Source organism: Streptomyces fodineus (genome assembly GCF_001735805.1).
In the GTDB taxonomy this organism is placed as follows: domain Bacteria; phylum Actinomycetota; class Actinomycetes; order Streptomycetales; family Streptomycetaceae; genus Streptomyces; species Streptomyces fodineus.
The window spans coordinates 2,891,720-2,912,626 of the sequence record NZ_CP017248.1; the positions used below are offsets into that span (position 1 = coordinate 2,891,720).

The 20,907-nt window shown below is 69.4% G+C and carries 18 protein-coding genes and 2 pseudogenes; 5 read left to right on the forward strand and 15 right to left on the reverse strand.

Annotated elements, in window-relative coordinates:
* Positions 1 to 95: 95 nt before the first annotated feature.
* From BFF78_RS11645 to BFF78_RS11660, 4 genes are all read right to left on the reverse strand, one after another.
* A complete protein-coding gene (locus BFF78_RS11645) occupies positions 96 to 938 on the reverse strand; it encodes an alpha/beta fold hydrolase (RefSeq protein ID WP_069778262.1) in 843 nt (280 codons plus the stop codon).
* The gene (locus tag BFF78_RS11650) at positions 935 to 1,618 is read right to left on the reverse strand and encodes a TetR/AcrR family transcriptional regulator C-terminal domain-containing protein (RefSeq protein ID WP_069778263.1); all 684 of its coding nucleotides are present in this window, start codon (positions 1,616 to 1,618) and stop codon (positions 935 to 937) included. Before BFF78_RS11650 ends, BFF78_RS11645 begins: the two co-directional genes overlap by 4 nt.
* Positions 1,615 to 2,802, reverse strand: coding sequence for a lactate 2-monooxygenase (locus BFF78_RS11655; protein ID WP_069778264.1), 1,188 nt, complete (start codon positions 2,800 to 2,802; stop codon positions 1,615 to 1,617). Before BFF78_RS11655 ends, BFF78_RS11650 begins: the two co-directional genes overlap by 4 nt.
* Positions 2,803 to 2,877: 75 nt before the next feature.
* Positions 2,878 to 4,086: a GH12 family glycosyl hydrolase domain-containing protein gene (locus BFF78_RS11660; protein WP_069778265.1), complete on the reverse strand. Its 1,209-nt coding sequence runs from the start codon at positions 4,084 to 4,086 to the stop codon at positions 2,878 to 2,880.
* 571 nt (positions 4,087 to 4,657) lie between these two features.
* Between BFF78_RS11660 and BFF78_RS11665 the strand changes: the two genes are divergently transcribed.
* The gene (locus tag BFF78_RS11665; protein WP_079161802.1) at positions 4,658 to 5,383 is read left to right on the forward strand and encodes a TetR/AcrR family transcriptional regulator; all 726 of its coding nucleotides are present in this window, start codon (positions 4,658 to 4,660) and stop codon (positions 5,381 to 5,383) included.
* 40 nt (positions 5,384 to 5,423) lie between these two features.
* Here the strand turns inward: BFF78_RS11665 and BFF78_RS11670 are convergent, their stop codons facing one another.
* From BFF78_RS11670 to BFF78_RS11680, 4 genes and pseudogenes are all read right to left on the reverse strand, one after another.
* Positions 5,424 to 7,862 carry an ATP-binding SpoIIE family protein phosphatase gene (locus BFF78_RS11670; RefSeq protein WP_079161269.1) on the reverse strand — a complete coding sequence of 813 codons (2,439 nt, stop codon included), beginning with the start codon at positions 7,860 to 7,862 and terminating at the stop codon, positions 5,424 to 5,426.
* 74 nt (positions 7,863 to 7,936) lie between these two features.
* Positions 7,937 to 8,398 carry an ATP-binding protein gene (locus BFF78_RS50510; protein WP_472573262.1) on the reverse strand — a complete coding sequence of 154 codons (462 nt, stop codon included), beginning with the start codon at positions 8,396 to 8,398 and terminating at the stop codon, positions 7,937 to 7,939.
* Positions 8,399 to 10,514 (reverse strand): annotated as a pseudogene (locus BFF78_RS11675) (SpoIIE family protein phosphatase); the annotation flags it as partial. It abuts the gene before it with no gap.
* A gap of 161 nt (positions 10,515 to 10,675) precedes the next feature.
* Positions 10,676 to 11,629 carry a diacylglycerol/lipid kinase family protein gene (locus tag BFF78_RS11680; RefSeq protein WP_335755322.1) on the reverse strand — a complete coding sequence of 318 codons (954 nt, stop codon included), beginning with the start codon at positions 11,627 to 11,629 and terminating at the stop codon, positions 10,676 to 10,678.
* Between the two features lie 598 nt (positions 11,630 to 12,227).
* On the opposite strand from BFF78_RS11680, the gene BFF78_RS11685 reads away from it, so the two are divergent.
* Positions 12,228 to 13,331, forward strand: a complete 1,104-nt coding sequence (locus BFF78_RS11685; protein WP_069783529.1) for an AI-2E family transporter — start codon at positions 12,228 to 12,230, stop codon at positions 13,329 to 13,331.
* A 251-nt stretch (positions 13,332 to 13,582) separates the two neighbouring features.
* Here BFF78_RS11685 and BFF78_RS11690 read toward each other — a convergent pair whose 3' ends face one another.
* The 7 genes and pseudogenes from BFF78_RS11690 to BFF78_RS46140 all read right to left on the reverse strand — a co-directional run bounded on the left by BFF78_RS11690 (position 13,583) and on the right by BFF78_RS46140 (position 19,048).
* Positions 13,583 to 14,260 carry an HdeD family acid-resistance protein gene (locus tag BFF78_RS11690; RefSeq protein WP_069778267.1) on the reverse strand — a complete coding sequence of 226 codons (678 nt, stop codon included), beginning with the start codon at positions 14,258 to 14,260 and terminating at the stop codon, positions 13,583 to 13,585.
* A gap of 38 nt (positions 14,261 to 14,298) precedes the next feature.
* A complete protein-coding gene (locus BFF78_RS11695; protein ID WP_069778268.1) occupies positions 14,299 to 14,955 on the reverse strand; it encodes a zinc-binding dehydrogenase in 657 nt (218 codons plus the stop codon).
* Positions 14,956 to 15,034: 79 nt separating this feature from the next.
* Positions 15,035 to 15,283, reverse strand: a pseudogene (locus BFF78_RS50120) (alcohol dehydrogenase catalytic domain-containing protein); the annotation flags it as partial.
* A gap of 17 nt (positions 15,284 to 15,300) precedes the next feature.
* Positions 15,301 to 16,569, reverse strand: coding sequence for a cytochrome P450 (locus BFF78_RS11700; protein ID WP_069778269.1), 1,269 nt, complete (start codon positions 16,567 to 16,569; stop codon positions 15,301 to 15,303).
* Positions 16,570 to 16,629: 60 nt separating this feature from the next.
* A complete protein-coding gene (locus BFF78_RS11705) occupies positions 16,630 to 18,033 on the reverse strand; it encodes an NAD(P)/FAD-dependent oxidoreductase (protein ID WP_069778270.1) in 1,404 nt (467 codons plus the stop codon).
* Positions 18,030 to 18,248: a ferredoxin gene (locus BFF78_RS11710; RefSeq protein ID WP_069778271.1), complete on the reverse strand. Its 219-nt coding sequence runs from the start codon at positions 18,246 to 18,248 to the stop codon at positions 18,030 to 18,032. Before BFF78_RS11710 ends, BFF78_RS11705 begins: the two co-directional genes overlap by 4 nt.
* A gap of 389 nt (positions 18,249 to 18,637) precedes the next feature.
* The gene (locus tag BFF78_RS46140) at positions 18,638 to 19,048 is read right to left on the reverse strand and encodes a hypothetical protein (RefSeq protein ID WP_159032993.1); all 411 of its coding nucleotides are present in this window, start codon (positions 19,046 to 19,048) and stop codon (positions 18,638 to 18,640) included.
* On the opposite strand from BFF78_RS46140, the gene BFF78_RS11715 reads away from it, so the two are divergent.
* The 3 genes from BFF78_RS11715 to BFF78_RS11725 all read left to right on the forward strand — a co-directional run bounded on the left by BFF78_RS11715 (position 19,029) and on the right by BFF78_RS11725 (position 20,477).
* Entirely contained in the window at positions 19,029 to 19,436 is a 408-nt protein-coding gene (locus BFF78_RS11715; RefSeq protein ID WP_069778272.1) for a hypothetical protein, read from the forward strand. The two genes, BFF78_RS46140 and BFF78_RS11715, sit on opposite strands and share 20 nt — an antisense overlap.
* Positions 19,437 to 19,685: 249 nt before the next feature.
* Entirely contained in the window at positions 19,686 to 20,108 is a 423-nt protein-coding gene (locus tag BFF78_RS11720; RefSeq protein WP_069778273.1) for an SsgA family sporulation/cell division regulator, read from the forward strand.
* Between the two features lie 39 nt (positions 20,109 to 20,147).
* Positions 20,148 to 20,477, forward strand: a complete 330-nt coding sequence (locus tag BFF78_RS11725; protein ID WP_069778274.1) for an NIPSNAP family protein — start codon at positions 20,148 to 20,150, stop codon at positions 20,475 to 20,477.
* Positions 20,478 to 20,907: the final 430 nt, after the last annotated feature.

Genomic DNA, 20,907 nt, shown 5'->3' on the forward strand with positions numbered 1-20,907 from the left:
CCGCGTCGGTCGCCCGGATGCGCGGCGCCGGCCCATGACCGCACGGGCCGCGCCGTGCACGGGCAGGGGTACCTCGAAGACCCGCGCCCTGGCTCCTAGCCACCCGCGAGGAAACCGGCCAGCGCCCCGGCCGTCTCCTCGGGCGCCTCGACCTGCGGATAGTGACCGACGCCGGCCAGCACGGTGAAAGCGGCACCGGGGCGGCGCCGGCGGAGGCGGGACAGGACGTGGGCTCCGCTGACGGGGTCCTCGGGGCCCCAGACGAACAGGAGCGGGCCCTCGTACTGTTCGAGGGCGCCGGTCCAGCGGTGGAAGTGGACGCGGCGGTCGTCGATGTAACGGAGCAGACGCGGCGCCAGGTGATGGCCCCTCTCGCGGGCCAAGGACACCCACATGTCGTGCAGCAGTTCGTCCGGGACGGGTTGGGCCAGGACGCTGCGCAGGCTCGCGGTGAACCTCTTCTCGTCGGTGAGACGGGCCAGAAGGGGGCCCATGCGACCGTGCAGGAGGCGCTGCACCGGGATCGGGCGGTGCAGGTCGGCGTAGAGGCCGCCGTTCAGCAGGGCGGTGCGGGTGAGGCGGCCGGGGTCACGTGCCATCAGCTCCTGGGCGACGGAGACGCCGTAGTCGTGAGCGACGAGTGCGGTCTCGCCGGTCCCCAGATGCCTCCACACCGCCTCGACCAGGTCGGCCTGCTCATGGATGGAGTAGCGGTGCCGGCGCGGCTTGTCGCTCTGGCCGAACCCGAGCAGATCGAGGGTGGTCACCTCGCATCCGGCCGCGACCAGGTACGGCACGGTCATCGCCCAGTCGTGGGAGGAGGTGGGGAAGCCGTGCACCAGCGTCACGGGGCTGCCCGCACCGTCCTGGCGGACGAACAGGCGATGCCCGTTCAGCTCGACCATGGCGCCGCCGGCGATCCAGTCGGCACGGTTCATCCGGGGTCTCCGATTCCGTTGAGGAGGGCGTTCAGGCCGAAGGCGAACTCCTGGTCGCCGTCGGGAAGGTTGAGCGGTTCGGCGAGTTCCCGGACCACCGGGTACTGCGGCAACCCGGCGAACAGTTCCGTCATCGCGGTCCGCTCCTCGGCGCTGCGCGCCGCACCGCCGGCGCCCAGCAGCGCGGTGCCGATGACGAAGTGCGCGACGGTCAGATAGATCTGGACGGCCTGTGCCGGTTCCCAGCCGGCCCGGATCAGCACACCGAGCGCGGTCTCCCGGGCCCGCAGGGCGTTGGGTCCCAGCAGCTGCCCCATCGTCAGCAGCGGCACGATCGCGGGATGCGCGAGCAGCACCCGTCTGAACTCCCACGCGCCTTCCTCCAGATCGGCCCGCCACCCCCGGCCGGTCTGTGGCGGCGCTCCCTCGCCCAGCACATGGTCGACGAGTTCCACCAGCAGCTCATCCCTGCTGGCCACATGCCGGTACAACGAGGTGTGCCGTACGCCCATCTCCTCGGCCACCCTGCGCATGGTGAGCGCGGAGAGCCCTTCGGCGTCCACGATCCGAAGTGCCGCCTGGGTGATCCGCCGCAGCTCGAGCCCGCCCGTGCGCGGGCGCTGCCGCTCCCGCGCCGCGTACCGGGCGCGCCACCATGGCGCCGATCCCGCCCTGGTCATGGGCTGAGCAGGTCCCGGCCGACGTCGGCGAGCGTGGACCGGCCGGCCAGGGCGAGGGTGAGGTCGAGCTCGGCCATCAGGCAGCGCAGCACATGCCGTACGCCGTCCTCGCCGGCCAGGCCGAGCCCGAAGGCGTAGGGACGGCCGATCATGACCGCCTCGGCGCCGAGGGCCAGGGCCTTGGCGACGTCGGCGCCCGAGCGGATCCCCGAGTCGAACAGTACGGTGATCCGGGAGCCGACCTCGGCGGCAATCGCGGGCAGCGCCTGCAGTGAGGGGATCGCCCCGTCCACCTGACGGCCGCCGTGGTTGGAGACCACGATCCCGTCCATGCCCGCGTCCACGGCACGGCGGGCGTCGTCGAGGTGCTGGATGCCCTTGAGCACGATGGGACCGTCCCACTCCTCCCGCAGCCACGCCAGGTCGCCCCAAGTCAGGCTGGCATCACCGAAGTTGGCCGCCCAGTGCAGCAGGGCCCGGTCACGGTTGTCCTCGGTGACCGGCCCGCCGATCGCCTTGTGGAAGACCGGGTCGCTCCAGTAGTTCTGCACGCCGATCCCCTGGAGGAACGGCAGGTAGGCCTGGTCGAGGTCGCGCGGCCGCCACGCCATGGCGAAGGTGTCGAGGGTGACGACCAGGGCGGTGTACCCCGACTCCTTGGCGCGGTGGACGAAACTGGCGGCCAGCTCGCGGTCCTTCGGCCAGTACAACTGGAACCAGCGCGGCCCGGCCTCGGCCGCGACCTCCTCCATGGCGGTCGAGGCGGCCGTGGAGAGCGTCATCGTGACGCCGAGCGCCTTGGCCGCCCGGGCCACGGCGAGTTCGCCGTCCGGGTGGAGGATCCGCAGCACACCGACCGGGCCGAGGATGACCGGGGCGGGCATCTGCGTCCCGAGGACCGTGACCGACAGATCGCGCTCCGCGACGTCGCGGAGCATCCGGGGCACGATCTTCCACTGATCGAACGCAGCGAGGTTGTCCCGAGCCGTCCGCTCGGCCCCCGCCGCACCCGCGACATAGCCGTGGGCCTGCGGGGTCAGCCGCGTCCGCGCCACTTCCTCCAGCCGGTGCAGATCGGCCGGAAGCTCCGGGACGACCCCGCCAAGGCCGGCCAGGTAGATCTCGTTCTGGAAATCGGCAAGGGACAACGGGGGCTCCTTGGGCGCGACCGGCGAGCATGGCATGGCCACTATGCGTCCACTGGACGCATAGCACAAGAGACCGTGCACGCGACGCCGGCCGCGGCCCGCCGTATAGCGCTACTTCTGTGTCCAGACCTGGTTGGGCTGTGTGCCGCCGCCGTAGCAGTCCCATATCTGCAGCGGCGCGCCATTGCCGGAGCCGTCGGCGTCCAGGCATTTCCCGGACCGGGGGTTGGTGACGGTGCCGTTGGCGTTGAACTGCCACTGCTGGGCGCCGGTGCCGTTGCACGACCAGAGCCGCACTCTGGCGCCGTTGGCCGTGGAACCGGCGGCCACATCGAGGCACTTGCCGGTCTGCGGGTTGACGAGGGTGCCGTCGGTCCGCGTCCACTTCTGGTTCCAGCCGGTTCCGCAGTCCCACAGCTGGACGGGGGTGCCGTCGGCCGTGCCCCAGTCCTTCAGGTCCAGGCAGCGGCCGCTCTGCTGACCGGCGATCGTGCCGGACGTGCCGCCGCCTCCTCCTCCGCCACCGCCGGAGCCGTTGGAATCGTAGGAGAAGGAGTTCACGGCCAGGCCGGGGCCACCGACCCAGGGCTCGAAGCCGAACTGCACGCTGGTCATGTACCACGCCGACGACAGGTAACCGCGGCCGATCGAGTCGTCGGTGAAGTCCTTGATGTTCACCGTGATCGCGTCGGTGGGCTGCCGGCGGACGTAGGAGACGGTGTTCCAGGCGATGCCGCTGCCTTGGCGGCCGTACCAGACGTCCCAGTCGGCGCCCTCGATCCACACCGTGCCGACCTTGGTGCCGAACGGCGTGGGCGAGCCGGAGTGGTTGGCCCAGATCATCATCTCCTCGCCGTTGTTCTGGCCCGAGGGGTTGGAGCCGGTGTCGAACCAGATGTCGTACGCGGCGTCCCACTGGCCGTCGGCGGTCGTGAAGTCGACGCTGGACTGCGGGTTGCCGAAGGCCGACACCTGTAGCGGCAGACCGTTGCCGCTGGAGCAGTTGCCGTAGTGGCAGCCGGCGTAGATCGACGGATACGCCGCCGGCGCGCCGCTGGTGCCCACGTCGTGCCAGCCGGTGGTGACCTTGAAGCCGTCGTCCGACACGTCGATGCACTGCGGGACCGAGTCACCCCACTCGTTGTTCTGGACGACGTACTTGCCGCCCGAGACCTTCATGCTGTCGGTCTTGCCGCAGAGGGTCGTGTTCGCGGACGCCGGCGAGGCGCCGGACAGGGAGAGGGCAACCAGGAACAGCGCAGCCACGACTGTCGCGACCGCCCCAACTCCCTTGCTCGGCTTCGGGCTCGATCTGGGCATGGGAATCCTTTCGATGGCCGGAGCGCTTGTGCGGCGCCCGGACCGTGAGGGATGGACCCGGAAAGTGGGAGCGTCGATTTGGGAGCGCTCCCATAATGCGGAGCACCGCCGCCGGGACCTTCCGGAAATGAAATGAGAGGGGGATTGCGCCAAAACGGCGGATCGGCGCCGCCGTGAGGCGGGGCCGGCAGGCGGCATGCGAGCTCGCCCAGCTCATTGCCGCCGCGACACATGAAGCCAGCGAGGCTGATTGACTGTCAAGCGGTCTGCATCTGTTCACTTTGTGAAGTCAACGCCGACGTCTTCTTTGGTGGTGCACGCGCGTCGCCTCGTCCTCGCACTGCGGCGCGTCCGGCCTCGGCATCCTTGAACTCACAGGACCTACACCGGTTCTGATGGAACGTCATGGTCGTCGCACCACCCCTCGTGCGATGTGGACGCACCCCTTGCCGATGCATCCGGGCGGGGCTAGGGTGCCGTCTCAGTCCGTCACCAGCTAGTAGCTACTAACCAATTCGCCCTGGTAGCCACTGGCGGACCTTCGGGCCGGGAGTGGAAGCGGGTGGTGAACATGGCTGAGGGGGCGCCCTCGTACCGGCGCGACCGGCCACGACTGCCGGCCGCCGAGCGGCGGCGCCAGATCATCGACGTAACCTCCGTACTTATCGCAGATCGCGGTTTCTGGGGACTGTCGATGCAGGACGTGGCCGATCGGTGCGGGCTCACCGTTCCGGGTGTGCTGCGTCATGTCGGCTCCAAAACCGGCTTGCTCGTCGCCGTGCTGGAACACCGAGATGTCGAGGATGCACGATCACTGCGCGCGCACCTCGGCGTCGGTGAGGAGGAGGTCCCGGACGAGTGGTCCGCCGGCGGCCCCCACGGAGTCGGTCTGCGGCAGTTGTGCTCCGCGACCATGCAACGCAACTCTGAACAACCGGAGTTCGTCCGGCTCTTCACGGTGCTTGAAGCCGAGTCGCTGACACCAAGCCATCCCGCGCACGCCTACTTCGTGAAGCGGCAAGACCAAGCGATAGCCGCCTTCACGTCCTTGGCCAGGGACATCAGCGACCATCCCGAATCGCTCGCCCGGCACATCGTGGCGATGATGGACGGCCTGCAGATTCAGTGGCTGCGAGCGCCGGAGACGGTCGACCTGGTCCGGGAATGGGAGTCCGCCGCCGATGCGCTGTTCGGTGAACGGGAAGGCGACGCGCGCACGAAGACCTCTCCGGGTCGGGCACCGAGAACCTCGCGCAGTACAGGGGATGGTTCCGGCGGCGCCTGCCGGAGTCGCTGAGCGAGCTGCTCGGCCCGCGTGTGATGGCCACAGGGCGTCATCAGTGAGCGCACGCGATGGGCTGTTCGGACCAGATGGTCTTGTGGCTCTGGCCATGGCGGCAGCCCCAGCGCTCGGCGAGTTGGGCGACGAGGAACAGGCCGCGTCCGCCCTCGTCGGTGGTGCGAGCGCGGCGCAGACGGGGTTGGGCGCTGTTGGAGTCGGTGACCTCACAGACCAGAACGTGATTGCGGATCAGTCGCAGCTCCGCCGGCGGACGGCCGTGGCGGATCGCGTTGGTGACCAGTTCGCTGACGATGAGTTCGGTGGGGAAGAGGAGGTCGTCCAGCCCCCATGCGGTGAGTTGGCGGGCCGCCCATGCCCGGGCCTCGGAAACGGCAGCGGGATCGGCCGGTATCCGCCAGTGAGCGGTGTCCTGCGCGTGTACGGCGCGGGTGCGTGCCAGCAGCAGGGTCGCGTCGTCACGCGGTGCTTCGTCCACCAGATCCTCGAGGAGGGATCTGCCGGTCTCGTCCAGAGCGCGGTCCGGGCGGCAGGACGTGGCGAGGGCATCGGTCAGCCGCCGGAGCCCGTCGTCGATGTCGTGCGCGCGCCGGTGGACCAGGCCGTCGGTGTAGAGCGCGAGGACACTGCCCGGCTCGAGGTCGATCGTGGTGGTCTCGTACGGCATGCCGCAGACGGCGAGGGGTGGCCCCGGGAGAATGTCGACTGCTTCGGCGGTTCCGTCGGGCCGGACGAGCACGGGCGGTGGGTGCCCGGCACTGGCCATGGCGCAGCGTCGGGTGACAGGGTCGTAGACCGCGTAGAGGCAGGTGGCGCCCACGACGTCGTGGCTGCCCGGTGATGCTTCCGCTGCCAGGCGCTGGACCAGGTCCGCGATCCGGGTGAGCAATTCGTCCGGCTCCAGTTCGAGGTCGGCGAGTGTCTGGATGGCGGCGCGCAGACGGCCCATGGTGGCGCTTGCGGGGATGCCATGGCCGATCACGTCTCCGGCGACGAGGGCCAGCCGGAGAGAGGGCAGGCTGATGGCGTCGTACCAGTCGCCTCTGGTGCCCGCTCCACGACCTGTTGGCAGGTAGACGCCGGCTGTCTCAGCTGCCGGGGTGTCGGTCGTGGTCGGCGGAAGCAGGCTCTGCTGCAGGGCCATGGCCGCTCTGTGCTCGCGGGTGTAGCGGCGGGCGTTGTCCATGGCGAGCGCCCCGCGTGAGGCGATCTGCCTCATCAGGTCCACCTCGTCCTCGGCGAACGGTTCGGACGGGCCGGTGCGCCAGACCACGATCGCGCCGAGGGTGAGGCCGCGGGCGTACAGCGGTGCCGCCATCACCGTATGGGCGTCGTGCGGGAGGAGCTGCTCGGCCGGCTGCCGGCCGCCGATCAGCGCGACGAAGTCGTCCGGGCCGTAGACGACCGTCTCGCCATGCTGGAAGCGGCGCAGGAGCGGGTGGTCGGACAGGGGTGGGACGAGGTTGCCGCGCTTGATGCCGGTCGGCCACGCCGCAGTGGCCGGCACCAGAGCCGCCACGCGCAGATGCAGATCTCCTCCGCCCAGCCGCTCGGGGGGTTCGTCACCGTCGAAGACGGCCTGCGCGAGGTCGACTGCGGCCAGATCCCCGAAGGCGGGTACGAGTACGCCCGCGAGGTCATGCGCGGTCCGCACGACATCGAGGGAGCCTCCCACACGCTCGGCAACCTCGCGGGCGAGATCCAGTTGTCGGCGGGCACGCAGTTGGTCCGCGTCGTCTATGTACAAAGTCGCGACCCCCGCGGGGCGTCCTCGTGCGTCCTCCAGACGGAAGGCGGACAGCGACAGCGCGTGCCGCCGCATCGCATGGTCCCGCCAGCTCACGTGCTGCTTCCTGCCGAGCACCGGGACGCCCGTCTCAAGGACCTGGCGCAGTACCGCCTCGATGCTCTCGGCGTCCTCGGCGCACAGCACGTCGTGCAGCCGGGTGCCCGGCTGTACGGGACGGCCGTCGAGCGTGTCCGGCATGGCGTTCGTCTGCACCGTGGTGAGGTCCGTGTCGTGCAGAGCGATCGTGAGCCGGTTCTGTGCGGACAGTGCGCGCAGGAGCGCTGCGCCGTGTTGATGGTCGGCGGCGTGAAGGGTGGGGGCCGCGAGCACGAGGACGTCCGTCGAGCCGCTCACCCGCGTGGTCCGGAAGGTGACGTCGACCGTGTTGCCGCACCGGTGCCGCAGTCGTACCCGGCCGGTCGCCGGCAATTGCGTGGCCCTGCGCAGGCCGCGCGGGAGGTCGGCCACCAGTTCCCGCAGGGGGCGGCCGTGGACCTCGTCGGCGCAGAACCCGGTCAGGTCCTGTGCTGTCCCGGTCCACCCCACGACCGCGCCTCGATCGTCGAGCACAGCGGCGGCCAGACCGTCGAAGGCATAGGGCCTGCCGCCGGAGCCGGCGCCGGAGACGCCCGTCGCTCCTGGGGAGGCGCCTGCCGAGTCGGCGTTTTCACTACTCGATGTGTCCATGTCTCTGGCTTCCTTTGCGAGAGCCCGCGGCTCCGGGAGGGGGGATCCTGTGGCGGCTGTCGGCCACCGACGCGTCAGAGGGCGCCGGCTGTGGAGGGCAGGTCCTGTTCGGCCCAGACGACCTTGCCGTCCGCTGCGGAGCGGGAACCCCACCTGCGCGACAGCCGAGCCACCAGGTAGAGGCCGCGGCCGTGCTCGTCGAGCGTGCGGGGATGACGTGGGCGTGGCTGGCCGGTGCTGGTGTCGGAGACTTCACACGTCAGCGCCCGGTGCTGGATGAGCCGTAGGCGGCTCGGGCCGTCTCCGTGGCGGATCGCGTTGGTGACCAGTTCACTGACGATCGACTCCACGGGCGTCACAAGCGGCTCCAGACCCCATTCCCTGAGCTGACGGGCGGCCAGGTGCCGGGCTGTCGGGACGGTGACGAGTTCGTTCGGCAGGTCCCAGGAGGCGACCTGGGCGGGTTGCAGTGCGCGGGTCCGCGCAAGGAGCAAGGTGACGTCGTCGGCCGCTGCCTGGGTCGGCAGGGTCTCCATCGCCCGCGAGCACAGGTCCTCCAGGCAGGCACCGGGCTGTGCCAGGGCGGCACCCAGGCGCTGCAGACCGACGTCGATGTCCTCGTCGCGGGACTCCACCAGACCGTCGGTGAAGAAGGCGAGGACACTTTCCTCGGGTAGTTCCAGTTCCACGGACTCGAACGGCACGAGGCCGAGACCAAGGCCGAGCGGGGCTCCTGCGGGTAGGTCGGGAACGGTGACGTTGCCCTGCGCGTCGACGATCAGGGGCGGGGGGGTGCCCGGCCCGCGCCATCGTGCACCGCAGGGTGACCGGGTCGTAGACGGCGTACAGGCAGGTGGCACCTACCACCGCGGGCACCGGGTCGGAAACGTCGGCGTCCTCGTCGTTCAGTCGCCGGACCGTGTCGTCGAGGTGCGCCAGCAGTTCGTCGGGGGGCAGGTCGAGGTCCGCGAGCGTTCGCACGGCGGTGCGCAGCCTGCCCATGGTCGCCGCGGCAGTGATGCCGTGTCCCACCACATCGCCGACGACAAGGGCCACCCGGGCGCCGGACAGCTCGATCACGTCGAACCAGTCACCCCCCACACCGTGGTCCGTGTCGGCCGGCACATAACGCGAGGCGACCTCGACGGCGGCACCGCCCTGCACCCGATGAGGGAGCAGGTCGCGTTGCAGGGTGAGGGCGGCGGTGCGCTCGCGCGCGTACTGCAGCGCGTTGTCCAGACACAGCGCGGCCCGGGTGACCACTTCCTCGGCGAGGAGCAGATCGTCCTCCTGGAACGGCGTCTGTTCCAGAGAGCGGCCGAACAGCGCCAGTCCCAGCACGCAGCGCCGCGCACGGATGGGGACGACCATCAAGGAGTGGACGCCGCTGTCGCGTACCTGCTGCGCCCGTACCGGATCGTGGTCGACCCAGGGGCCGGCATGGGTGTCCAGCACTGGCTCCAGGTACGACCGGCCCGTGCGCATGGCCGCGGCGAACGGAGACTCCGGGTGGGGGTGGACCACCTCTTCGCGCGCCCACGGCAACTCCAGGACACCCAGGTCGACGGAGGCCAGACCGGCGCGGCGCATCGGCTGCGGGCGGCCACTCGTCGTGCCGGTCCGTGCCGACGGCTCGACGATGAACGGAACCGACTCCACCAGATCGACGAGGGCGTGGTCGGCCAGCAGGGGCACCGCGAGCTCTGCCAGTTCCTGCCCGGTCCTCATCACGTCGAGGGTGCTCCCGATGTGCGTGCCGGCCTCGCTGAGGATGGCGAGGCGTTCCCGCGCCCGCCGGTTCCCGGTGACGTCCACGGTCATGGAGCACACGCCCAGTGGCGTGCCGTCAGCGCCCTGGAGACAGAAGAACGAGGCCGAGAACGCGTGCTCACGGGGCCGGTCCGCAGGCGGCCACGCACGGTACTCGTGCACCGTCGTGGTGCCGCTCTCCAGTACCTGCTGCATCACCACCTCGAGCGCTTCGGCCTCGACGGCGGGCAGCGAGCCTTTCAGACCGCGCCCGAAGCGCCGGTGACAAGGAACGCCGTCGTGACGCTCCATGGCGTCGTTCACCCACACACAGCGCAGCTGCGGGTCATAGACGACGATGCCGATCGGCGCGCGGGCAAGGAGCGACTCCCTCACCGGTCCGCTGCTGGTTGCCCCCGAGGGCAGGGAACCTATGTCCGTCACGGACACCAGCCAACGGATGCCGGCGTCCTGCCCCCGCAGCAACGAGACCCGCAGCGTCATCCTGAGCGTGTGGCCCTCGCGGTGGCGTATCGCCGCGGTGCCGGACCAGCCACCCCGCGCACGACACTGCTCGGCGAACGCCGAAGCCCGCCGGGCGTCCTCGGGAGGCGGCAGCACGTGTGCGGCGGACCGGCCCACCACCTCCCCGGCCGGGTAACCGACGAGCTGCTGAGCGGCATGCGTCCACCCCACCACGGTGCCCTCGCCATCGAGCATCGCTATCGCCGCGTCGGGCATCTCGCGGGGGCTCACCGGTTCGGCGAGGAGGGTGTGGTCGGTGTTGGTCATCGCGGGTCCGTCCCATCGGTGCGGAAGTAAGGCGCCGGCACTCGGCCCGGCGGCCCTGTGTGCAGCCGTGGTGAACGGCGTCGTCCCGGTGAGCGGCACACGATGCGGCATATGTCGTAGGGTGAATATGCCCAATTCTGATGAAATAGTCAGATGTAGTGGATGTCAAGACCCTCATATATGATCGAACAATCAGAGACGCGAGGTCGCCAGGATGGGCGCCGAGTGGTCGGCTCGTTTGGTGTGGCGGCCAGGAACAGCTCGCCCGAGGCTCAGACCACCCGCCGGATTGCGGCCCAGCCCGGCGGTCGCCCGGCGGGCCCGGCGCCCCGACCACGTCGGGGAACCCATACCCGGAGCGTCCGAGGACCGATGCGGCACCGCACGGGAGTCGGCAGGCTGACGGCTTCGCCGTCCAGCCCGGCGGGGAGGGCCGGGACGTCGGCGTAGACGACAACGTCGTCGGGCGTGGCGAGACGGGTGAGGCCATGCGGTTGCCCGCTGCGCAGCCTCGTGGCCGTCTCGGCGGGCGTCTCCGCCCTGGCGGCCAGTACTCCCAGGAGGCCGGAGTCGAGGTGCGGCCGCCTGCCGAACCCGACCGGGTCATCCACTTGGTAAGGGTTGTTGCTCACCAGCACGGCATCCGGCCCGTCAACGGTGAGCGGCCCGGCGCGAACCACCAGCTCCGGGCCCTCGTGGCGGGCCAGGAATTCTGGAAGGATGCGCACCGCCGTGCCAAGCTTGTCGTCCCGATAAGCCGGGTCCTGCACCAGGGCGGCATAAGCACCGAACGACACGTTGTTGACGAACGCCCGCTCGCCTGCGTATCCCAGATCCACGCGCAGCTCGACGCCGTCCGTGAGGGCCTCCAGCGCGGCCGAAGGGTCCTCACGGTCCAGACCGAGATCCATCGCGAAGTGGTTGCGGGTACCCGCCGGAATGACCACGAAGGGCAGGCCGCTCTCCGCGGCCACCTCGGCGACAAGCGCCTGCGTACCGTCTCCGCCGGCCACCCCCAGCAGATCCGCACCGTCATCCACCGCACGTCGGGCGATGGTCGCCAGGTCCTGAGGCGGGGAATGATCGATCAGGAAAACCTGAGCTCCGAGCGCACGTGCCCGTTCCGCGATCCGGAACCGTCTCGCTTTCCCTCCCCCCGAATGCGGATTCACGATCAGGCAGGGCCGCCGCGCCCCCGTCGTCGGCCGGGACGCGTTCTCGGTCACGGCACGTATCCAAAAGCCGCATGCATCGGCGCGGCGCGCATCACTGGCGACAGCAGGACTGCCGCGATCACGCCCGCTGCTGACAGCGCCGTCCCCCACCGGGCCGACGGTCCGGCGATTGCACCTGCGGCCACCGCCACCATGGCACTTCCTTCGACAGTCACGGCCTACGGCATCAGCTTGCAGCTCGGCCTGGGCATCCGCACCCGGGATGTACGGGGTCGCCCCGCCACCGCCGACCAGGCCAGGTCGGGGGGACCTCCCTACCGCGGTGCGCTTTTCATCCACGGCGTACGCATGAAAGGCCGACCGGGGCTTTCTCCAGCGCCAGCCGATCGCGGCGACAACGCCCAGACGTTACCGGCAGCCCAGCGACTGGTGCCGGCACCGCCATAGCCGGACATGGCCGCCTCGAGGACGATCCATCGGGGACGGCCGAGGCATCGGCTTGTTGTCTCTGTCTGCTTTCCTGGCGGCTGGAGGCGACCCGCCGCAGCCCGTGTCAGAGGCTGTCAGGTGCGAAAGCGTGGGAAATACGGCCCCACCGGGCGAGGAGGTCTTCTCGTTTTCCCGTGACCGGGCTGGGCACCCGATGCCCATGGCGACGCGTCCGGTTCCGGTGCGAACCATCCTCGCCACGATCGGTCTGGTGCTCGCCACCTACGTCCTACTCGAGCTGGTGGTCCAGGCTCGCCGGGTCTTGATCTGGGCGGTCATCGCGTTGTTCCTGGCCGTCTCCCTTCATCCGGCGGTCGAAGCCCTGCAGCGACGGGTGCCGCGGTGCCGACGGTCGGTGGCCACCTTGCTGGTCTTCCTGGCCGCGGCCGCGGCCGTCGGCGCGGTGATCGCCCTGTTCGTCATCCCCCTGGCCCAGGAGGGAAGCCGGTTCGCCGGTCGCCTGCCCGCGATGATCAAGGACGCCCAGGCCGGCCGCGGGCCAGTCGGCAACCTGCTGGAACGGACGCACGCTCTGCAGTATGTCCAGCAGCATCAGGCACAGATCCGCGCGTTCGCCACCGGACTGAGCACGCCCGCCCTGAAGTTCATCCGCGGTGCCGCGAGCACCGCGGCAGGCATTGTCACCATTTTCGTGCTGGCCTATCTGATGGTGCTGGAGGGCCCCAAGGCCATAGACCGGTCCCTGGCCCTCGTGGACGAGGCGCCCGCGGCCCGCATACGCCGCGTCGGAGCCGCGTGCGCCCGTACCGTCAACGGCTATCTGACAGGGAACTTGCTGATCAGCGTCATCTGCGGGCTTCTGACCTACGTCGTGCTGCTGGTTTCCGGCGTGCCGTTCGCCGGCCTGCTGGCCCTCTTCGTCGCCGTGACCGACCTCATTCCCCTGGTGGGAGCCACCATAGGAGCTGTCGTCGCCTCCGCAGTGGCGTTCGTCCACTCCCTGCCGGCCGGCATCGGAGCCATCATCTTCTTCATCGTCTATCAGCAGGCCGAAAACCACCTCCTGCAACCGGTCATCCTGTCTCGGACGGTGAAACTCAACCCCCTTACCGTGCTGCTGACCACCCTGATCGCCGCCGATGTCGCCGGGATCCTCGGTGCCCTGCTGGCGATTCCCGTCACCGGCATCATCCAGGTCGTCCTCGGTGACATCTGGGCCCACCGCGACGGTCGGCCACCGGCGCTGCCGACACGGACAGACAACAGCCCCGAGAACGCCGACCGGTCCGACGCCCCCAAATAACGGCCTCATGGAATCCGGCCGCCACAAGGGCAGCGAGGAGTTCGCGGTGCAGGGCACAGCTTGAACGGACGGACCTGTAATGAGCCGATGCCCGAGATCGCCCCGCCCAGTTGGGCGCGCCGCACGACGCCGGCGTCGCCATCACGGCCGCACCCACTGCGATGAGCGTGAAGGACCGCTCGCCGGCCGACGGCCCGCGGAGGTCGCGCGATGTCGCTGCTCGCCGCGTCCGGTCGATCCGGCTCCTCCGGTCAGTGCTGGGGGTGCGGACGTCCGTGGAACATGGGGCGCCGCTGGGGGGCCGTGCCGGCAGCCAGATGGCCGATCTCGACGCGTGTCCTGATGGCACGGACCACTTCGGTCAGGCCGACGACGATGGCCATGACGCCCACTACCAGCGTGAGTGTCGCGATGGAGGCGAACGGCATGACGATCATCACGATGCCGGCCATGGTGCCGATGATGCCGAAGGCCACGTGCCAGCCGCGCGCCGGCATGGTCTCATCGGAGGCCGCCGCGACCGTCTCCAAGGTGCCCCGAAGCAGCCAGCTGAAGCCGATCCACAGGGCGAGCAGAAAGACCGACTCGAGGGGGCCCCGGAGGCAGAGCAGTCCCAACAGGATGGAGGCCGCGCCGGTGATGAAGTGCAGTACGCGAAGATGCCGGGGGACGTGGGTGCCGAAGGAAGCGGCGAGTTGGAAGACACCGGTGGCCAGCAGGTAGACGCCGAAGAGCACGCCGACGACGCGGAGCGTCTCGCCCGGCCAGACCAGGGCGATGACGCCCAGGGCGATGGTGGCGAGGCCCATGGTGAGCAGGATCTGCCAGCCCATGTTCGCCAGGGCGGCGATGCCTTCGGCCGCAGGGCCCTCTCGTGGTTCGGTGCCACGTGGCGGAACGGAACCCGGGGAATCGGAAGAAGATGTCATGGCACCTACCCCCTTCTGTGAGCAGCGTGGTCACGTCACTACATGTCCATCGTCACCCGATCAGCCTCATGTCGCTCGGCGGGGAGGGCAGGGGGCCGTGGCGCAAGTGTCCGGTTCGGGTTGACGACGGCATTCACATGTGAGGGGTGATTGACGGCGCGTCCCTGGATCCTGCCGTCGTGCAGGAGCTGGTAAGCCTCGTTGGCGCGTTGCAGGGGAAAGTGCTCGACCAGCATCTTGATCTTGTCCTGCTGGGCGAGGGTGATCACTTCCATCAGTTCGGTGAGGGACCCCCAGTAGGGCGAGGCGACCGAGCACTCGTGCGGCGGGCTGGAGAAGTCGACGGGCAGGGCTCCGCCGCCGAGGCCGACAATGGTCAGGTGGCCGAGCATCCTGGCCACCTGAGCAGCCATCCGCAGTGTCGGGTCTGCGCCGACCATGTCCAGCACGAGCTGAGCGCCCTGCTGCGCCGTCATGTCCTTGATGCGGGTGATCGCCCCGTCGCCCGAGAACAGAGCCTCGTCGGCGCCCATGCGCTTGGCGGTCTCCAGCTTGCCTGCGTCGGTGTCCACGGCGACGACGGTGGTCGCCGCGCTGAGCACGCGCAGGATCTGGATAGTCATCTGACCCAGACTGCCGGCGCCGATCACGACCGCGGTCGAGCCCGGTCGAAGCAGGTGCAGCGACCGCTTCACAGCGTGATAGCTGGTCAGTCCGGCGTCGCTGAGCGGGGCGGCCCCGACGGGGGTCGAGGGTGCCGAGCGGAATCAGGTAGCGCGCGGCCGGGACGAGCAGGTACTCGGCCATGCCGCCGTCGTGACCACCGCCCAGACCCGGGCCCTGACCAGCGAGGTCCTGGCAGTAGTTCTCCCGGCCCTGACGGCAGTTGACGCATACCCCGCAGCCCCAGGAGCCGTAGACGATCACAGGGTCTCCGGGCACGAACCCGGTGACGCCCGGTCCCAACCGCTCCGCCCACCCCGCGTTCTCGTGGCCGAGCGTGAAGGGGAGATTCGTGGCGATCCTCTACGCAACGCTGGTCAGTCGCGGATGCCGTCGATGTCGACGAGGACGTGGCGCGGGCCGCGGAAGATCTGGTTGTGCCGGTACGGCGGCGGGTCCTCGACGAGCCGGGGGTTCTGCACCCGGCGGACGAACTCGCCGACCGCGATCTGGACCTCGAGCCGCGCGAGCGGAGCGCCGAAGCAGAAGTGGATGCCCTGGCTGAATCCCAGGTGCTGGTTGTCGCGGCGCTCAAGGTCGAGTTCGTCGGGGTCGGTGAACCGTTCCGGGTCGCGGTTCGCCGAGCCGTACGCCAGGAAGATCGGCGCCCCCTTCGGGATGGTGGTGCCGGCGATGTCGATGTCTTCCACGGCGGAGCGGGTGTGCCAGAACTGCACCGACGACTCCAAGCGCAGCAGTTCCTCCACCCCCGGCACGATCAGTTCGGGCCGACGGCGCAGCTTCTCGAGCGCGTCGGGGTGCCGCAGCAGGGTGAGCACGCTGTGGGCGATGAGGTTGACCGTGGTTTCGTGTCCCGCGAAGATCAGGAGCAGGGCGTTGCTCGCGAGCACACCCTTGGACATCCGCCCTTCCGGGCCGTCCTCGTTCACCAACGCCGAGAGCATGCCCGGGCCGGGCTGCCGGGCGTACCGGTCGAGCAGATCGGCTGCGAACTGCCCGAACTCCTGCACGGCCTGCCGCGCCCCGGCCTGCCGGCTCCGGATCTCTTCGGAGGCGGCCTCGGGACCGAAGTCCAAAGCGTCCAGGGCCGTCTCGATCCAGTGGTGGAAGCGTCGCTCGTCCTCCAGCGGCACGCCCAGAACCTTGCAGATCACCGTCACCGGCAAGGGGTAGGCGAAGTCGTCGACGGCATCGATCCTGGTCTTGCCCTTCATGTCGTCCAGGAGGCCGCCGACGATGCGGCGGATCTCGGGCTCCAGGTCGCAGATCAGCTGGGGCGCATGCGGCGGCCCGACGAAATGCGGCATCATCATGCGACGATCCCGGTCGTGCTCGGGCGGATCGCAGGTGATGATGTTCGGTTCGGTCAGCACCTCCCTGATCGGCTCGGCCACCGACTCCCCCGAGCCCTGCGCCTGGGCCCCGGCCGGGACGGGACACTTCCGTGGATCCGAACTGACCCGGGGGTCATGCAGCAGCGCCACGATCTCCCGGTAGGTGCTGACGACAAAAGTTCCGTCCGGCTGCCGCGACACCGGTGTCTTGCGCAGTTCCTCGTAGAACGGGTACGGATTGGCGCGGTTGGCGTAGCGCAGGGCCTGCTGCCAGGGGGTTTCCTCGACCACGAGGCTCCCCTCCTTCTCCTGTCGATGCTGTCCGCCCACAGGCTGGGCCCGGCGAGCGCGTCAGTGACGGCGCGGCCGGAACTCGGCCGTCCGCTCGCTCGGGGCGTGTCCGGTCAGGACGACGTCGGGGACCGCCGTCGGGACCCGTGGGTCCGGGAACTCGGCCGGCATGGGCTTCATGTCGGGCGGCTGGTCCCACCCCGGCGGCGGAGGCGGGAACGGACCGGACCGCTCGATCAGCTTCCCGTAGTACTCCAGCCACTTGCCGTGATCGAAGGTGACGGCCGCGACGATGCGGCCCCGGTGACCGTAGGCGGCGGCGAAACGGCGCTCCTGAACCGACCCCTGGGTGAAGACGATCTCATCACCGAAAGGTGGCACCCCGACGGATTTGATGTTCACGCCGAACTGACCGGACCAGAAGCCGGGCAGCAGCAGATGTGGGTGATAGTGGGGTTCGAGGTTCACCATGTTGTGGGCCGCGACCTCGGCGCCGAAAACGGCGTTGTCCCAGTGCTCCATCGCCAGGAACTGGTACTCGTACAGCACATGCGGCGCACGCGCCACGTCCCCTGCCACGTAGATGCTGTCGGTGACCACCCCGTTGATGTCGAAGACACGGCCACCGGCGTCGCACCCGACACCCCAGAAACCGGCCGCCAGCCCGGAGCCCTCCAGCCATTCCACGTTGCGGATCGACCCCAGCGAGGCCACCACCACGTCGGCGTCGACGGCGGTTCCGTCGGACAGATGCGCACGCCGCACGTGCCCGCCGGAGTCGCCCTCCAGTGACGACACGCCCAGCCCGCAGCGCAGGTCCACGCCGTGATCGCGCTGCATCTGCGCGGCGATCTCCCCGATCACCCCGCCCAGTGCGCCGACCAGCGGCGCCGAACCCCGCTCCACGACGGTCACCGGGATACCGAGTTCCCGGCAGACCGAGGCCACTTCCGAGCCGATGAACCCGGCTCCGATGACCACAACCCGCGACGGCGACTCGGCCAGCGCCTTCTGCAATTGCTCTGCGTCATCACGCGAGCGAATCGTATGGACCCCCTGCAGGGCGGCCTCGGTCGGGTTCGGCCACTGCCGCGCACGCGTGCCCGTGGCGATCAGCAACCGGTCGTACGGCACCTGCTCACCGTCGGCCAGCCGTACCCGCTTGGTGGCCCGGTCCAGCCCGGTGGCGGCCACCCCGAGCCGCCAGTCCGCATCCACTTCCCGCATGCGGGGCAGCTTGGTGTGGTCGGCCGGCACCCAGCCCTTGAGTACCTGTTTGGACAGCGGGGGACGGTCGTAGGGCTCGTACGGCTCGTCCCCGATGATGGTCAGAGAACCGGTGAAGCCCTCCTCGCGCAGGGTCTCCGCGGCCCGCAGCCCGGCCAGGGACGCACCCACGATGACGATCCGGCCGCTGGCCCTGAACTCGCGCACCAGCTCCGCGACCGTTGCCCGCAAGGTCATGACGTCGCAATCCCCTCCGCGCCGTCCACGCGGGCGATCACGATCGCCTGCACCGGGCACGCCGCAGCGGCTCGCTCGACCTGAAGGCGCCGCTCGTCATCCGGGTTCGGCTCATAGGTGAGCGCCTCCTGACCGTTCAATCTGAAGACCTCGTGCGCCAGATACACGCACTGTGCGTATCCCTGGCAGCGATTCAGGTCCACGACGATCCGCATGGGCAGACTCCTTCCGTTCTGCCTCCCGCCCCACGGCGGCCATCGACTCGGGCATGAAGCCTCGGTCGTGAAGCGATGGCCCGGTTCCAAGCCTCCCGTCGGGCGACCGGGCTGGATGTCCCACCGGTCGCCCCGGACCACTGAATGAGCAGGTTCGGTCCTGTTCGCTGCGCCGCAGCCTTCACGGTGACGCTTGCTCGGCTGTGAGCGGCACAGCTGGAAGGGAGTGATACGTCGACGGCGTCGGCATCAGGGTGTGCCCCTGTAGTGAGGCCCTAAAAAAATACTCGTCCCGCCTTCCGGCGATCGCAAACCAGCAGCTACGGCATGCAAGCTGCCTCAGGGCCGATGCAGTGTGGGCAGCGGACGGAGTGCGGCCGGACGTCCCGTCAGCTGCTGGCGAAGGAGCCGGTTTCGGCCGTCGCCCGGTACACGGCACCGACAGGAGCTTCGACGCCGGCGTTTTGCCGGGCGATCACCTCCACATCGCCGGCCCGCAGGTCCGTGAGGCGACGGATCTGTTTTGCGCAAGGAAAGCCAGGCGCGCCGAGGGGGCTGGCGACAGGCAGCTCGCATCTGAAGAGCGAAACCTGTGGGCGGTCGCGCGCGCCAGTCACCCCGGTTACCTTCGTCACTTCGACATTTCCATACGCCGTATGGTAACAATGAAAGGGCAATGCCATACGTTGTATGGAAATGCTTGCTCGGACCATGTCGGGCGCGAATCGCCCGACTGAACCGCCGTTGGCACAGATCACGCCAACCGGAAAGGAAAAGATCATGAAGCCCATGAAGCGCATCGCCCTCGCTGTCTCCTCCGTTGCGGTCGCCGGTGTCGCCGTCGTCGGTGCCGGGGGCACCGTTTCGGCCGCGCCCCTCGCATCCACGCACGTCCAGCGCCAGACCGAAGGGGGCGAGGCCGCTGATTACAGCTGGGACCACGGTGTCGGCTACCTGCTCGAGCAGGGTTACTCCTGCGACGCGATCCACGGCTGGCACCAGGACCACCACACCGACTCGCCCCGGCACGACTGCGACGGTCTCTTCTACCGCGATGGTCACTTCTACCGCTGGGAGGGCGAGGGGCACGGCTGGAAGTCGGACAGGTCGTACCGCCACGACGGGTACCGCTTCGAGCACGACGGCCGGGGCAGGGACCACCACGACCTGAGCCGCGACGACCGGTGAGACGGGTAACGGTCGAGGCCGTGGGGCCGATGCCTTCCCCCCGGTCCGATTCCCGCCGGCGGCAGGGACGAACGCCGCGATCGAGGGCCGGCGTCCCCGGCCGCCGGCCGAGCGAGTGGCACGCCACTCATCGTGCGATGCGCCGGTGCCGTCCGGCGCCCGCGGCCCGTGGTACCGCCTCCGCACCACTGCCCCTTGCCGCAGGCCGGGTATGAAGCACCGCCGAGCCACGCCCAGGAGCGGAAGTCGATGAAGAAGTCCTTGAAGACCGTAGAGCGGCGGATGGCCGTACAACTGGTCGTCTCGCGCGACTGCTCAGTGCCCCTGTGCGTACGTCTGCGGTATGAGCCCACTGACCCCTACGTCGTCCGCGCCGTCTTCTTCGTCGACTGCGACGAGCCGGTCGAATGGATTCTGGGGCGGGAACTTCTGGCTGATGGCCTGAAGGGCTCCGCGGGCTACGCGGACGTCCGGATCTGGTCGGCCACGGGGCGGGGCGACCAGTCGATGTACATCGCCCTCGGGTCCTCCGCCGGCACCGCCTTGCTCGAGGTCCCCGTGCGGGACCTCACGTCCTTCCTTCAGAACACGGAGGCACTGGTGCCGCGAGGTACTGAGTCCGGACACATCGACTGGGACGTCGAACTGGCACACCTCCTCTCGCAAGGCTGACCGCAGACCATCCAAGCTCCGAAGAAAAAGGAACCTGTCATGTCCCAGTACCAGCTTCGTGTCTACACTCTGCGCTGCCTCGATGCCCTCTCCGCCTACGAGAAGATCTGGGCCAAGCACATTCCCGGTATGGCCAAGCACCGGATCACCACACACGGCGTCTGGACGGTGCCCGCGGCGCCCGAAAGCAAGGCCCCCAAGCTGTACGCCCTCGTTTCCTACACGCACACCGACGACGTGCAGGAGCGGCTGGAGGCGTACCTGTCGAGTAATGAATTCCGCACGGACATGGAGGGCTTCGACATCAGCCGGATCGTCGGCCTCGACGAGACCTTGCTGACGCCCACCGTGAACTCGCCCTTGCGCTGACGGTCGGCCTGCGACGAGTGACGCGGCCGGAAGGGTCGGCATCCGGCGGCGCCGCAGGCCACCTCGGCGGCTTGGCGCAACTCGGCAAAGGCGCCCGCCGGGCGGCAGCGGGCATGGACGAAGTCGGTGAGGTCGGCGGTGGCGGTCGGTCCGTCAGCGGAGCCGCGGCCGCCAGGGTTTTGGTCACTACAGCCAGAGCGCCCTCGGCGCGGTGAAGGCTGGACACACGGCGATCACGATGCCGATGAGATCGGGCGCCCTCCCGCAGCGCACCGCGCAACGACAGTTCCCCATGCAATACCGACCAAGTGCGGCTCGCAGGGTGACGAATCCGTGGAGCGTGCTCAGCGGACCGGACGACGGTCTGCGGACGCTCGTGCCGCCGTGACTGCGACACCCGGCGGGGAGGGCGGTGACGGTCAGCCGGTCG

Coding starts and splice junctions, on each gene's coding strand:
- BFF78_RS11645 (WP_069778262.1), bottom strand. CDS start 938: ATGAACCGTGCCGACTGGATCGCCGGCGGCGCCATGGTCGAGCTGAAC.
- BFF78_RS11650 (WP_069778263.1), bottom strand. CDS start 1,618: ATGACCAGGGCGGGATCGGCGCCATGGTGGCGCGCCCGGTACGCGGCG.
- BFF78_RS11655 (WP_069778264.1), bottom strand. CDS start 2,802: ATGCCATGCTCGCCGGTCGCGCCCAAGGAGCCCCCGTTGTCCCTTGCC.
- BFF78_RS11660 (WP_069778265.1), bottom strand. CDS start 4,086: ATGCCCAGATCGAGCCCGAAGCCGAGCAAGGGAGTTGGGGCGGTCGCG.
- BFF78_RS11665 (WP_079161802.1), top strand. CDS start 4,658: ATGGCTGAGGGGGCGCCCTCGTACCGGCGCGACCGGCCACGACTGCCG.
- BFF78_RS11670 (WP_079161269.1), bottom strand. CDS start 7,862: ATGGACACATCGAGTAGTGAAAACGCCGACTCGGCAGGCGCCTCCCCA.
- BFF78_RS50510 (WP_472573262.1), bottom strand. CDS start 8,398: ATGGAGACCCTGCCGACCCAGGCAGCGGCCGACGACGTCACCTTGCTC.
- BFF78_RS11685 (WP_069783529.1), top strand. CDS start 12,228: ATGGCGACGCGTCCGGTTCCGGTGCGAACCATCCTCGCCACGATCGGT.
- BFF78_RS11690 (WP_069778267.1), bottom strand. CDS start 14,260: ATGACATCTTCTTCCGATTCCCCGGGTTCCGTTCCGCCACGTGGCACC.
- BFF78_RS11705 (WP_069778270.1), bottom strand. CDS start 18,033: ATGACCTTGCGGGCAACGGTCGCGGAGCTGGTGCGCGAGTTCAGGGCC.
- BFF78_RS11710 (WP_069778271.1), bottom strand. CDS start 18,248: ATGCGGATCGTCGTGGACCTGAATCGCTGCCAGGGATACGCACAGTGC.
- BFF78_RS11715 (WP_069778272.1), top strand. CDS start 19,029: ATGAAGCCCATGAAGCGCATCGCCCTCGCTGTCTCCTCCGTTGCGGTC.
- BFF78_RS46140 (WP_159032993.1), bottom strand. CDS start 19,048: ATGCGCTTCATGGGCTTCATGATCTTTTCCTTTCCGGTTGGCGTGATC.
- BFF78_RS11720 (WP_069778273.1), top strand. CDS start 19,686: ATGAAGAAGTCCTTGAAGACCGTAGAGCGGCGGATGGCCGTACAACTG.
- BFF78_RS11725 (WP_069778274.1), top strand. CDS start 20,148: ATGTCCCAGTACCAGCTTCGTGTCTACACTCTGCGCTGCCTCGATGCC.